The sequence below is a fragment of the Pseudomaricurvus alcaniphilus genome (assembly GCF_011440395.1).
Taxonomy (GTDB): Bacteria; Pseudomonadota; Gammaproteobacteria; order Pseudomonadales; family Cellvibrionaceae; genus Pseudomaricurvus; species Pseudomaricurvus alcaniphilus.
The window spans coordinates 145,359-158,546 of the sequence record NZ_JAAOIX010000004.1 but is presented as its reverse complement, the minus strand read 5'-3'; the positions used below and the strand labels follow the sequence as shown (position 1 = coordinate 158,546).

General features: G+C 60.7%; 10 protein-coding genes. All 10 read left to right on the top strand.

Annotated features, from left to right (window positions below):
- The first annotated feature begins 3 nt into the window (after positions 1–3).
- The 10 genes from G8764_RS10730 (at position 4) to G8764_RS10685 (ending at position 13,186) form a co-directional block, all read left to right on the top strand.
- The gene (locus tag G8764_RS10730) at positions 4–1,611 is read left to right on the top strand and encodes a general secretion pathway protein GspF (RefSeq protein WP_166164630.1); all 1,608 of its coding nucleotides are present in this window, start codon (positions 4–6) and stop codon (positions 1,609–1,611) included.
- A 1,182-nt stretch (positions 1,612–2,793) separates the two neighbouring features.
- Positions 2,794–3,768, top strand: coding sequence for an FAD:protein FMN transferase (locus tag G8764_RS10725; protein WP_166164629.1), 975 nt, complete (start codon positions 2,794–2,796; stop codon positions 3,766–3,768).
- Positions 3,769–3,946: 178 nt separating this feature from the next.
- Positions 3,947–4,507 (top strand): AraC family transcriptional regulator, encoded by a 561-nt coding sequence (locus G8764_RS10720; protein WP_243748730.1) that lies wholly within the window; start codon positions 3,947–3,949, stop codon positions 4,505–4,507.
- The gene (locus G8764_RS10715; RefSeq protein ID WP_166164627.1) at positions 4,492–6,420 is read left to right on the top strand and encodes a tetratricopeptide repeat protein; all 1,929 of its coding nucleotides are present in this window, start codon (positions 4,492–4,494) and stop codon (positions 6,418–6,420) included. The genes G8764_RS10720 and G8764_RS10715 overlap by 16 nt, the downstream gene beginning before the upstream one ends.
- Before the next feature lie 212 nt (positions 6,421–6,632).
- Positions 6,633–9,605, top strand: a complete 2,973-nt coding sequence (locus G8764_RS10710) for a tetratricopeptide repeat protein (protein ID WP_166164626.1) — start codon at positions 6,633–6,635, stop codon at positions 9,603–9,605.
- Between the two features lie 142 nt (positions 9,606–9,747).
- Positions 9,748–10,470 (top strand): tetratricopeptide repeat protein, encoded by a 723-nt coding sequence (locus tag G8764_RS10705; protein WP_166164625.1) that lies wholly within the window; start codon positions 9,748–9,750, stop codon positions 10,468–10,470.
- Between the two features lie 175 nt (positions 10,471–10,645).
- Entirely contained in the window at positions 10,646–11,038 is a 393-nt protein-coding gene (locus G8764_RS10700; protein WP_243748729.1) for a hypothetical protein, read from the top strand.
- 196 nt (positions 11,039–11,234) lie between these two features.
- Positions 11,235–11,897, top strand: coding sequence for a MotA/TolQ/ExbB proton channel family protein (locus G8764_RS10695; RefSeq protein ID WP_207951820.1), 663 nt, complete (start codon positions 11,235–11,237; stop codon positions 11,895–11,897).
- A gap of 51 nt (positions 11,898–11,948) precedes the next feature.
- Positions 11,949–12,650, top strand: coding sequence for a biopolymer transporter ExbD (locus G8764_RS10690; protein WP_166164772.1), 702 nt, complete (start codon positions 11,949–11,951; stop codon positions 12,648–12,650).
- Positions 12,647–13,186, top strand: coding sequence for an ExbD/TolR family protein (locus G8764_RS10685; protein WP_166164624.1), 540 nt, complete (start codon positions 12,647–12,649; stop codon positions 13,184–13,186). The genes G8764_RS10690 and G8764_RS10685 overlap by 4 nt, the downstream gene beginning before the upstream one ends.
- Positions 13,187–13,188 lie beyond the last annotated feature (2 nt).

The window sequence follows — 13,188 nt, the reverse complement described above, 5'->3', positions numbered from 1 at the left end:
CGCATGTTTATTCGCAAACCCAAAAACGCAACAACCTACAAGCTCGACCAGGCCCTGCGCCACGGCGATCACCGTCGCCCGCTGTCGCGGCGCGAATTTATCGCCCAGGGTTTTATGGCCGGCATGGGCACGGCGCTGGGAGGGTCGCTGCTCAGCCTGTTTGCCAACCCGCGCGCCGCCTTCGCGGCACTCTCCAGTGACATTGATATCGACGGCTGCAATATCGCCCTCAGCGGCGCCGGCAAGATTCCGTTTATCTGTTTTGACCTGGCTGGCGGCGCCAATATTGCCGGCTCCAATGTGCTGGTGGGGCAGCGGGGCGGGCAGCGGGATTTTCTCACCACTGCCGGCTACAGCAAGCAGGGTTTGCCCGGTGACCGAATCCCCTCGCTGGTCAATCCCGCCAGTGGCAGCAATGATTTTGTCGACACCAGTCTCGGTCTGGCCTTCCACAGTGAGAGCGCAATGCTGCGCGGCATCCTCGAAAAGGCCCGGGCCGCCGCCGTCACCACTAACGGTGCGGTGCTGCCGGCGCGCTCGGAAAACGATACCGGTAACAACCCGCACAACCCCATGTACGGTATCAATCGGGTCGGTGCCGACGGCCAGCTGGTAACCCTGGTGGGCTCGCGCAGCAGTGAGTCCGGTGGCAATTCCATGGCACCGATGGCCATGATCAACCCGGAAGTGCGCCCTACCAAAGTGGACAGGCCCACGGATGTGACCGGCCTGGTGGATGTGGGTGACCTGGTGGGTCTGTTTAGCCAGGACGAAACGGTGGCGGTGATGGAGTCGATGTTCCGCATCAGCCAAAGCAAAATGGGGCGCATCTCCACGGGTACCGGCAATGACGCGGCAATCAAGGATTTGGCCCGCTGTGTCTACGGCAAGAGCGCCAGCCTGGCCGATCAGTTCGGCGTGCCCTCGGCCCTGGATCCCGCCATCGACCCGGATATTGTCGGCGCTAACGGTATTTTCTCCAGCGCGGAGTTTCTCGGCGACGGTGAATTTCGCAAAACCGCCTCGATAATGAAGCTGGTGGTAAATGGTTTTGCCGGCGCCGGTACGGTCACGATGGGTGGCTACGACTACCACACCGGTGATCGCGCCACCGGCGAATTGCGTGACTTGCGTGCCGGGCGCTGTATTGGCGCCTGCCTGGAATACGCGGCGCGTAAGAATACGCCGCTGATGGTTTATGTCTGCAGTGACGGCTCGGTATTCAGTAATGGCATGACCGATGAGTCTGTCGACGGCGCCGGTAAGGGTGTCTGGACGGGCGATAACCAGCAGACTGCGGCGTCGTTTTTCCTGGTCTACAATCCGGGCCGTCTGCCGGTGCTGTTGGGGGCAACACCGGAGCAGGAGGCGTTGCACCAGCAGTTGGGGTATATGCGTCCCAGTGGCGATGTCGAAACCGCGTCCAGCCCGGGCGCTAATAATGTCAATTTGCTGGTGGAGATGGTGATTCTCAACTATATGGCGTTGCACGGCGAGCAGGGTAATTTCGGTAACTTCTTTCCTCTTAACGGCCTCGGCAGTGCCAGTGGTTGGGACAATTACACGGCCTTTGAGCCGATCGTTAACGGTGTTATTACTAATCCTGTTTAAGGGTTTCCGTGCATTGATGACCGGAGCCCATTCATGCCTGTTTAGCACAGTGAGCCAGACTGGTCGCTTGCTCTGTGTGCTTTTCGTGCTCCCGGTGTCTTGTGAACGTCTTAATTGTCGTTTCTCTGTGTTCCGCTTGGATGTTTGTTTGTAGCAAAACATGGTTTAGCGCGGCGGCCCGGTGGGTGTGCCCTGCCAGACCGGCCGCAGGCTCCTCGCATTTTACGCGCTCCCGGCCCTTGATTAGCGCTAATAAAGACGCTTCGCACAATTATTTGGTTCGTAAAAATCTTGGTTTGGCGCGGCGGCCCGGTGGGTGTGCCCTGCCAGACCGGCCGCAGGCTCTCCGCACTTTTCGCGCTCCCGGAAACTCGCTACGCTGCGCTTCGCTCAAACATCCGTCCGCGAAAGCCCGAAAAGCGCGGAGAGCCTAAACGCGACCTGATTGGTCTGGCAGGGCACACCCACCGAGCCTTGAACAGGCATCGAGTGAGATTCTGGTAATTGCAAAACAGCCCATTTAAGGTCATCCCCGCGGAGGCGGGGATCCAGTACGTACTTATAAATCAATGGATCCCGGTACGCCGGACCGCCGCCTACACGGGGATGACAAAAAATGAGCTGTAGCGGGCTGATAAAGAAATCACACTGCCGTTAAAACGCACAATGTAGTCAGCGGTGGGGGGAGCCCGTTGCGGATCAATCAGGCCATGTTTATCCCCCCGACCACATTTGGGGTAGTCGGCGAGGACTGTTCGAATCCCAATTTTTTGCGCGTCTTCTTGCGCAAAAAATGGTTGAGTTTCACAGCCGCCAAATGTGGTCGGGGGGATATGGCCGATCCGCAATGGGCTCCCCCCATCGATGACGGGCAGTCCACTCATATCTCAACAGTGCATTTCTATTCACTCAGTACCGAGAACCCGTTGGTTCCCGCAATAAGCATGGGTGTCCACGTAAGGATCACAAGCATGGGTGTCCACGTAAGGATCTGATATGGCTGAACTGCAGTGGGTTGGCCTCGCTGGTGACGGGCAGCGTATGCAGCCCTGATTAGCGCAGGAATATAGTAATGCGGGCTAGTGCAACGAGGTCGGGAAATTTAGCTGCTATGCTGGAACATTAAGCGGACAAAATTTGATGGGCAGTATCATGGCGGTTGCAGGGCAGAGGTTGGTGTGGATGTTGGTAGTGGCTGTCCTGGCCGGGCTGAGTGGCGGGGCGGTACAGGCGGAGTGGTACGGTGAGCAGCGGGATATTATGGGCACCCGCGTGGTGGTAAGCCTGTGGCATGATGATGCGGTGCAGGGTAATGCGGCGGTGGCGGCGGCATTGGCGGAGGTGGAGCGGCTCGACCAGTTGCTCAGTCCGTACATCAGTAGTAGTGAGTTGTCCGGGGTCAACGAGCGGGCTGGGCAGGGGCCGATTACTATCAGTGCGGAGTTGGCCACTATTGTTGACAAGGCGCTGTATTACAGCCGTTTAAGTGAGGGCGCGTTCGACATTACGTTTGCTTCGTTGGGCAGGTTTTACGACTATCGCGCTGGGCAAAAGCCGTCCGCTGAGCAGCAGCAACAACTGCTTGGCGCCATTGATTATCGCCATTTGCAGCTGGATCGAGAGGCGCGGCAATTGCGGCTGGCCAGCCCGCAGGTGCAAATTGACCTGGGGGGAATTGCCAAGGGTTACGCGGTGGACCGGGCGGTCGATATTCTGCGCGGCTTTGGCGTGCAGCACGCCAGTGTCAGTGCCGGCGGTGACAGCCGCGTGCTCGGCGACAAGCGCGGCCGGCCCTGGATTGTGGGGATTAAGCATCCGCGCCAGGCCGATGATATGGCGGTGCTGTTGCCACTGGCGAATGTTGCTATTTCTACCTCCGGTGATTACGAGCGTTATTTTCTCGACCCGCACAGTGGTGAGCGTATTCACCATATTTTAAATCCGCGCAGTGGCAAGTCGGCCAGTGGGGTGCGCAGCGTCAGTGTGCTGGGTCCGTCCGGGTTCGATACCGATCCCCTGTCCACCACGGTATTTGTGTTGGGGGTGCAACAGGGGTTGGCGCTGATTGAACGCCTGCCCGGTTTCGATGCGGTGATTATTGATCAACAGGGCCGGACTCATTACAGCGCTGGACTGCAGCCACCGGCAGCCAGGTGAACGGTTATTTTTCTGGCCGGGTTTGCCAAGTGGTTCACGCTTTTGCATTCGCCAGCCATCCCGGCATCGATTCAGCGACTAATCTAAATAAACTTGTGGGGCAGGCTCCAAAAGGTTGTTCCATAAGCGTCTGCAATTACCAGATGTGTCCCCAGGCTTTCGACGAGCAATGACAGCTATGAAAATCCGTGTAGTAAATTCAGTCCTGGGCAGTGTTGTGCTGCCGTTGTTGCTGACTCTGTTGGTGTGGTCGCCGGCCCAGGCGGCGGAGAGCCGCGCGCGCGCCAGCACTGAACTCGACAGCCAGGTGGAAAATTTGAAGCAGGCGGTGCTGGAGCTGAATCGCGATCTGTTGATTCTGGAAGAGGAGTTGTTGTTTCCTGCCAGCACCCAGCTGTCGGTGTTTTTGTCCATGGACGTGGGCGAGTTTTTCCAGCTCGACGGGGTGAAGCTGAAAATAGACGACCAATTGGTGGCCAGTCACCTCTACACTGCGCAGCAGGTAGACGCCCTCTACCGCGGTGGTGTGCAGCGCTTGTACCTCGGCAACCTGAAGTCGGGCCGGCATGAGGTCAGTGCTTTCTTTACTGGTAAAGGGCCACAGGGGCGTGAGTACAAGCGCGGCGCCACCCTCACCCTGGACAAGGAGCAGTCGGCGAAAGTGCTGGAGCTGCGCGTCATTGACTCCAGGGCCAAGTTGCAACCGATGTTTGATATCAAAGAATGGCAACCACTGTAATTATTATTTCCGCTGGAATGCGGCTGCGCCGCTGGTTGTTGTGTTCGCTGTTACTGGCTGTGCCGGCCAGTGCGCAACCCCTGAGCTCGGTAGCGGACCTGCGCTACGGCGTCGTCTTGTACGAGTATTACCAGGGCAATTATCTCGATGCGTTGGCGGAGTTGATGGTGGCCGAGGCGCGCGGCGGCATCCGCGGTCATCGGGAAAATCCGCAACTGATTGCCGGTGGTATCAGTCTGGCCTACGGCATGCACGGCAAAGCGGCCGCGATATTTGATGACTTGCTGGACGACGACACGCCAGTTGAGGTGCGCAACGCCGCCTGGTATTACCTGGCGAAGCTGCTCTATTTGCAATCCGACTGGGACGCTAGCGCCGCCAGTCTGGGCCGGCTGGACGGCAGTCCCGACTCGGCCATAAGCACCCGTCTGCAGAGTTTGCAGTTCAACCTGGCCCTGCGTCGCAACGACCTGGACGCCGCGGCCGCGCTGTTACTGGGCTACCCGAAAAGCGATTTTATGTGGTCCTATCACGCCTACAACCTGGCCGCGGCTTACAGTCGCGCGCAACTGCCAGCCAGGGCACAGGCGTATTTCCAGGCCCTGTTGCAACATGTGCGCGACAACTTCAACCCCGACCCGATGGCCCCGGCCAGTGTCGAGCAGCAGCGAGTGGAAGCGCTGGCGCTGTACGACAAGGCGCAGACTGCTCTCGGTTACAGTCTGCTGCAACAAGGCCGGCAGGCGTCGGCGATCAGCAGCTTCAGTGGCGTGCGCAAGGACAGTGATTATCGCCACGAGGCGCTGCTCGGTTACGGTTGGTCCGCCTTTCAGCAGCGCGATTACCAGCAGGCACTGACGCCCTGGCAATTGGTCAACGCCGGCCCCCTCGATTCCCCGGCGGTGCAGGAGTCACTGCTGGCTGTGCCCTATGTCTACGAACAGATCGGTGCCGAGCAGCAGGCCTTGCAGGCCTACCAACACGCCGAGCAGCGCCTGCAGAGCGAGTTTCAGCGCTTGCAGGCACTGGCTGCCGATATTGAGGCCGGCCAGCTGCCGCTGTGGCTGCAGGCGCAGACCCGCGGCTTTAACTGGCTGGCGCTGGAGCAGGAACTCGACCTGGAGCTGGAGCAAGAACTGCCGGCCAACCCGCGCCAGCTCGAACTGGCGCGGCTGTTTGCGCGCAATCGCTTCCAGGCCAGTCTGCAGGAGTGGCGCGATGTGCGGGCGCTGCAGCAGCAGCTGGCCCGCTGGCAAGAGCAACTGGAGGTTTACCAGTGGTCCTGGCAGGAACGCTATGACCTGCGCCAGCAAAAGCAGGCATTAGTGGCCGGGCAGCCCTGGCGGGCGCAGGGGGCGCAGCTGCAGCAGCAGCGCGATGCCCTGCGCCAGCGTTTGGATAGCGCCCGCCAGCAGCAGGATTATCTGGCCCTGGCCAGCGGCGAGACGGCGGCCAACTGGCGCACGGTGCAGCGCATGCAAGCCAATGTAGAGCGCCTGCAAGCAGCGGGCAAACCGGTGGCGGAGTACGTGCCTGCGGTAGAGCTGTATCGCGGCCTCGTGCTGTGGCAGGCGGCGCAAGATTTTCCCGCCGCCTTGTGGCGCAATGAAAAAAATCTGCGCGCGGCGGACGCGGCGCTGACCTCTCTGGCGCAGGATCGGGATCGGGTAGAAGTTGCGCTGCAATCCGCCGCCGATATCGCCCCGTTTGCCGGGCGCATCCGCAGCCTGCAGCAGCGTTTGACCCAACAGACCCGGCAGTTGGCCAGCGCCCGCGCCAGCATCGAGGGCCAGCTGGCGCAGCAGGTAGTTGTCTACCTGGATGAGCAGCGCCAGCAGTTGCGCCAGTACCTGGCCCAGGCAAGGTTGGCCAAGGCGCGCCTGTATGACAAGGCACTGGAGGCCCAGCCCTGATGAACAGATCCAGGATCACTGCCCACCAGTGCAAGTTACCAAGAGCGGGGTTGGCGTGTGCCCGTTTACCAGGCACCCGCATACTGCGCGTGCGATCGGCGCGCTACAAATTGCTGCCGTTCCTGTTATTACCGAAGCTGTTATTACCGAAAATGTTTTTACCGAAGCTGTTTTCACCGAAGCTGTGGTTTTCGGGTACGGGGTTTTCGGGTATGGGGTTAGCGGGCGTGTTGCTGGCGGCCTTGCTGCAGGCCAGCTGCAGCTGGTTGCCCAATAGTGACGGGCTGGATATCGGGCCGACCCTTGGCCAACTGGCGTCGACGCCGCTGCCACCAGAAGACCACCAGCCCGCGGTGCGCCTCACGATCGACCAGGTGGACAGCAATTACCGCCAGGCGCTGGCGGTGACCACCGATCCGCTGGTGCGGCGCAAGATCATGATTCGCCTGGCCGATTTGGAAATGGCCCGGGCGGAACAGCGACTGCTGGACACCGAGCAACTCGACGCCTCTGGCAGCAATAGCTATTTCGATAGCGCCATTACCCTCTACCAGCAGCTGCTGGACACTGCTCCCGGCAGGGATACTGACCCGGCCGCAGGCACCGATGGGGATGAGCGGGACGTGCTCTTGTACCAGCTGGCCAAGGCCTACTCGCTGGCGGGCAAGCGGGCGTCATCCACGGCGGCGCTGGACCGCATAACCCTGCAGCACCCGCAGTCGCTGTTTGCGGTGGAAGCGGAATTCCGGCGCGGGGAAAAAGCCTTCAGTGAGCAACAGTACGCGCGCGCCGAGCGCAGCTATGCCGCCGTAGTTGCGGCCGGCGAACAGACGCCTTACTACGACAACGCGATTTATATGCGCGGCTGGTCGCAGTTCAAGCAAAACCAGCTGCGCGCATCGCTGCAATCCTTCACCCAGGTGCTGGACAAGCTGGCCCGCCAGGCGCCGCAGCTGGAGACACTCAGCGGTCCGGCTCACAGCCTGCTCAGCGACACCCTGCGGGTTATGGGGCTGGTGTTTTCCTATTTGCACGGTGCCGAGAGCATCAGCAGCGCGCACCCGGAGCTGGCTGAGCGGCCCTATGTGCATCTGCTTTATCGCCAGTTGGCGGCGCTGTACCTGGAAAAGGACCGCTATCGCGACAGCGCCGAGACTTACCAGCACTTTGCCTCCCGGCACCCGTTCAGCGACTACGCGCCGGAGTTTAGTGTCAAAGCCATCGAGGTGTTCCAGCAGGGCAACTTCCCCACCCTGGTATTGCCCGCCAAGGAAGCTTTTGTCCGTCACTACGGTATTTACAGTGACTACTGGCAGCAAAAAGGCCCGGCCCAGCGCCAGGGTTTGTTGCCGCAATTGCGCGAATATCTGCGCCAGCTGGCCGAATACCAGCACGCCCTGGCCCAGGCGCAGCAGCAGGTGCGACAGCAAGCTCAACCGCAGGCACAGCGTCGGGACAGTGCCGGCGGCGAGCCGGACGGACAGAATCTGCGACCGGCCCGGGAGCATTTTTTGCTGGCCGCCGACTGGTACCAGCAGTTTGTCGAGACCTTCCCGGACGCCCCGGAAACGCCGGAAATGCGTTTCCTGATGGCCGAGGCGCGCTTTGAGGCGGGCGCCTACGCGGCGGCCTACGCCGACTACGAGGCGGTGGCTTACCCCGCCGCCGGCTTCCCGGCAGAGAGCGTGGCGGCAGACAGCGTCTCGTCAGGCAGTGTCTCCGCAGATAGTGCCGCGCGGGCGGCGGAAGCCGGTTACAGTGCCATTCTGGCGCTGGATAAACACCTGGCGTCGCTGCATGCCCAAGCCCAACTGCGGGCCTGGCAGCAGCGTAAAATCGCCAGTGCCCGGCGTTTTGCCGACACCTTCGACAGTGATGCGCGGGCCCCCCGGGTACTGGCCCAGGCGGCGCAATTACTGCTGCAAGACGGCCAGAAGGAAGAGGCCATAGTCGTGGCCACACGCCTGACCCAGTGGCCTGGCTCGATTGATGGCGCACTGCGCAAGAGCGCCTGGCTGGTGATCGGCCAGAGCCAGTTTGACTTGCAGCGCTTTGCCGCGGCGGAACAGGCTTACCAGCAGGTACTGGCGTTGTTGCCGGCCGCGGCTGCGGACCGTGCTGGTATCGTCGAGCGCATCGCCGCCAGCGTCTACCAATTGGCCGGCCAACAATTGCAAAGCCAGGATGCCCAGGCGTCGGTCGAACACTTGCTGCGGGTACGCGAGGTTGCGCCCGGCTCCGCGATCGCACTCAAGGCCCACTACGATGCCCTCAATCAATTGCTGGCCCTGCAGGATTGGGAGTGGGCCGAGCGGGAGAGCCTGGCTTTTCGCCGCAGCTACCCCGACAGTGAACTGACCCCGAGCCTGGCGCCCAAGTTGGTAGTGATCTACGAAGCGCAGGGCAACTGGCAGGCGGCGGCGGATGAGTTGATCGCCATTAGCAAGGCCGACGGCGAACCGGAAGTGCGGCGCAACGCCTTGTTGCTGGGCGCGGATTACTATCAGCGCGGCGGCAATACCAGCGCCGCGATCAATTACTATCGCAGCTACGCCCACACCTACCCGGAACCGTTTGCCGAAGTGATGGAAGCGCGTTTTAAAATGACTGAACTGTATGCGCAGACGGCAGAGCCCGGCAAGCGCCGCTACTGGTTGCGCAAATTGATTGCCGGCGACGCCGCTGCCGGTGCCGCGCGCAGCGAGCGCTCCCGCTACCTGGGGGCCTATGCCAGTGCCGCGCTGGCGGATGACCGCTATCGGACGTTCGTTGATATTCCCCTGCGCCTGCCGCTGAAAAGCAGTTTGCAGAAAAAGCAAAAGGCTTTGCAGCAAGCCCTGCAGGCCTATGAGCAGGTGCTGGCCTACGAGGTGGCGGAGTTCACCACCCTGGCCGGCTACAGGCTCGGTGAAGTCTACGCCCAACTGAGTCGCGACCTGCTGCAATCCCAGCGGCCGCCGAACCTGGATGGGGACGCGCTGGCCCAGTACGACATGCTATTGGAGGAGCAGGCCTATCCCTTCGAGGAGCAGGCCATCGCCATTCACCAGCGCAACGCGCAGCGCAGCTGGGACGGCTTCTACGACCAGTGGGTGCAGGCCAGTATTGAGGAGTTGGCGCAATTGCTGCCGGCGCGCTACGGCAAACGGGAACAGCAACTGGAGTACGCCGATGAGATTTACTAGTTGTCGTGGTTTAGCCGCTGGTGGCGTCTTCGATCGCCGGCGATCGGCTATTCGTAGATTGCTGTTGTCACTGCCAAGCTGGCGATTGTCACGGCCAAGCTGGCGATTGTCATGGCCTGGCCGGCGACTGACTTTTTGTTGCATGCGCTCGGTTGCTTGTGGCTGGCGCTCAACACTCGGCGCCCTGGCGCTGGTCGGTTTTTTGGGCGGCTGCAGTGTAGTGCCGGGCGTAGTGCAGGGTCTGGTGCCGGGCATCAGCTTTGTGCCGGCCGGGGAGGGTCCCGACCGCAGCGCTGGCGCTGAGGACGGTGCAGTGGCTGCGTCTGGGCTGGAGCCCAGCGCCAATCCCTATCTGCTCGACCCTCCGGCAGTTCCAGCGGCGGCCAGAGCCGAGTTTGCCGCGGCGCTGCAGGCCCTGCGGGGAAAAGATTATCAGCTGGCAGAAGCCCGCCTGTTGCAACTCACCCAAGCTTACCCGCAGCTGTCCGGCCCGTGGTTGAACCTCGGCCTGCTGTACCGCGATAGCGAGCGCAACCAGCAGGCCGCAGCGGCCCTGCAACAGGCGCTGGCGGTCAACCCGAACAACCTCGAAGCTTACAACCAGCTGGCGATTCTGAAGCGCCAGCAAGGGGATTTCACCGCGGCCCAGGCAGACTACCAGGCGGCCCTGGCGATCTGGCCGCAGCACGCGGCCAGTCATCGCAACCTGGGCATACTGTATGAAGTCTATCTCGGCCAATTGCCCGCGGCGCTGCACCACTATCAACAGTACTTACTTTTGCAGGCCGGCGAGGATGCCGAAGTACAGGCTTGGGTAGTCGATTTGCAGCGCCGGGTAAAGGATCTGGACGTAGCGTCCCATTGACAGTGCCCGCGGCGGCAACCGGCTGCGAGCGAACAGGCCAGCGCTAAAAAGTGAGCGCTAAGAGGGCAGGCGAGCAATGCACAGGCAAGCGAACATTGAGCAAGCGGGCATGGAAATAAACCGGCAGGCAATGCCATCCCCAAAGACAAACAGCGAAAAGACAAGCAGCGAAAAGATGAACCGCCAAACGATAAACTACGCAAAGTTAAACAGCGCAAAGTTAAACCGCCAGGCAATGATCCGCCCGGCGCTGCAGCGGCAGGTGCGACGCCTGCGCAGTTTGGCTGGCGTCACTGGCCTGGGGTTATTGCTGTTGTACCTGCTGGCTCCGGCGCCAGCGGTTGCGGCAGAGGAGACCATCAAATTGCAGTCCCGGGTGACCGGTAACCAGGAGCAACCCAAGGTGCTGTACATCATCCCCTGGAAATCCCCCGGTTCCAGCGCCAACCTGCAATTGCCACTCAACAGTCAGTTGTCAGCCCTGTTCGAACACGTGGAGCGCAGTGAACTGGTGCGCGAACTGCACTATCGGGGACAGCTGCAACAGGCCACCAGCAGCGATGATTGATCGCTTTGGAAGCGCGCCAATAAAACACTGTGGCGGCGCCAGTCCTGGCCGGTTTTAGCCGGAATTTTCCGCGAAAACGCGGCACAGTACACACTTCTTTGGATAACCTCTGCCACCGACTTGCACAATTGGCTGCGGCTGATAAACCTGTAGGTGTCAGTTCGTTATTTACCTGGATTTTGAGGACAACAACCCTATGGATTTTTTGCACACATTGATTGGATTTTTTCAGGATGGCGGCCCGTTTATGTATCCCATCGCTATTGTGCTGGCCGTTGGCATCGCGGTGGTGATAGAGCGCTGGTTGTTCCTCACCCACGCCCGGATGAGCAACCGCTCGGCGTTCAATCGACTGCTGCCCATGTTGCAGCAAAAGGACTACAAGTCGGTGCTGGAGTTCGGTAACGGTACCGCCTCGCCGATTGCTCGCATCGTCACCGCCGGTGTGGCGCGCATGGCCACCAGTCCGCGCCGCGAGGATGTGGAGCTGGCCATGGAAGAGGGGGTGCTGGAGTCCATCCCGCGGCTGGAAAAACGCACCGCCTACCTGGCGACCCTGGCCAATATTTCCACCCTGCTGGGTTTGCTGGGCACGATTATCGGCCTGATTGCAGCGTTTACCGCTGTTGCCAACGCCGACCCCACCGAGAAAGCCACGCTGTTGTCGCAGAGCATCTCGGTGGCGATGAATACCACTGCCTTTGGCCTGATTGCGGCGATTCCGCTGCTGTTGTTTCACTCCATGTTGCAAACCAAAACCAACGAGATTGTCGACAGCCTGGAAATGGCCGGCGTCAAGGTACTGAACCTGATTTCTGGCCACAGCGCCAGCCGCACCCGGGCCAATGATGCGGCTTGAGATTGCACAGGGTTTTAGCGGATTGGAGCAGCGGCAGGGACTGAAGATATGATGCAGCGTGGCAGGAAATTCCGGCAGCAGGAGGCGGATCTCGATATCACCTCATTTATGAACCTGATGATTGTGCTGGTGCCGGTGCTGTTGATGAGCATGGTGTTCTCGCAAATTACCGTGCTGGACTTGAAACTGCCGGATGTGGCCAGTTCGGCCCAGGCGGCAGATCCGGACCATGCACGGCTGGAGCTGGTGATTCACGCCGACTATATCGACGTCAATTATCCTGTCGGTGTGCGCCTTAAACGCATCGAACGCCTGGCCGCAACTGCCACAACGGCAGGGGCTGATTTAACGGCAAGTCCTGATGTAACTGCAGGATCTGGCAGCGCCACCGGGGCTGGCATTTCTCCTGCGGAGCGGGGCTACGACTTGCAGTTGCTGTCGCAGGTTTTGCAACAGGTAAAGCGGCAACTGCGGGACAGGGACATCAGGCGACGGGACATCAGCATCCTGTCCCAACCCAGCACCGATTACCAAACCATCGTCAGTGTTATGGACACAGTGCGCTCCTACAAAGCGGTGGTGGCAACCTCGGTGGTGGACGCCGAGTTGTTTCCGGAGATTTCTCTCGGTGATGCGCCCCTGGGTGTAGACACTCTGGCGGCTGCAGACACTTTGGCGGCTGTGGGCACTTTGGCGGCTGTGGGCACTTTGGCGGCTGTGGGCACTCTGGCGAGCGCGGGGGGCGGGCAATGAAGCAATCCCTGCGCGCGCGCCGCATGGCCAAACAGCATCGCCGTCACGCCCAGCGGGCCAAGCTCAACCTGGTGTCGCTGATGGATATCTTTACCATCATTGTTTTCTTTTTGCTGATGAATACCGGCGAAGTGGAAGTCTTGCAAAATCACAAGTCCATTACCTTGCCGGAGTCGGTGGCGGCGCAAAAGCCCGGCGCCACCCTGGTGGTGATGGTCAATGCCGAGGAATTGATGATCGAGGGCGAGGTGGTGGCCAGGGTCGCCGACGTGCTGGATCGGGACGAGCCCACCATTGCCGGCCTGAGTCGGGCCTTGCAAGCGCGGGCAGCGCTGCTGCCAAAATCTGCGGCGGCAGGAGCTGCCAGGGAGCAGGCGGTGACGATCATGGGGGATGAGGCGGTACCCTACGCACTATTGAAGAAAGTCATGACCACATGCGCCGCGGCGGACTATCGCAATATTTCCCTCGCCGTCACCAAAGTCGCCAGTGCGGCGCTGTATGGTGATGCTGTGCCAACTGTGGCGGGAGGTTGAGA

Coding starts and splice junctions, on each gene's coding strand:
- G8764_RS10730 (WP_166164630.1), top strand. CDS start 4: ATGTTTATTCGCAAACCCAAAAACGCAACAACCTACAAGCTCGACCAG.
- G8764_RS10715 (WP_166164627.1), top strand. CDS start 4,492: ATGGCAACCACTGTAATTATTATTTCCGCTGGAATGCGGCTGCGCCGC.
- G8764_RS10690 (WP_166164772.1), top strand. CDS start 11,949: ATGCAGCGTGGCAGGAAATTCCGGCAGCAGGAGGCGGATCTCGATATC.
- G8764_RS10700 (WP_243748729.1), top strand. CDS start 10,646: ATGAACCGCCAAACGATAAACTACGCAAAGTTAAACAGCGCAAAGTTA.
- G8764_RS10705 (WP_166164625.1), top strand. CDS start 9,748: ATGCGCTCGGTTGCTTGTGGCTGGCGCTCAACACTCGGCGCCCTGGCG.
- G8764_RS10685 (WP_166164624.1), top strand. CDS start 12,647: ATGAAGCAATCCCTGCGCGCGCGCCGCATGGCCAAACAGCATCGCCGT.
- G8764_RS10720 (WP_243748730.1), top strand. CDS start 3,947: ATGAAAATCCGTGTAGTAAATTCAGTCCTGGGCAGTGTTGTGCTGCCG.
- G8764_RS10725 (WP_166164629.1), top strand. CDS start 2,794: ATGTTGGTAGTGGCTGTCCTGGCCGGGCTGAGTGGCGGGGCGGTACAG.
- G8764_RS10695 (WP_207951820.1), top strand. CDS start 11,235: ATGGATTTTTTGCACACATTGATTGGATTTTTTCAGGATGGCGGCCCG.
- G8764_RS10710 (WP_166164626.1), top strand. CDS start 6,633: ATGGGGTTAGCGGGCGTGTTGCTGGCGGCCTTGCTGCAGGCCAGCTGC.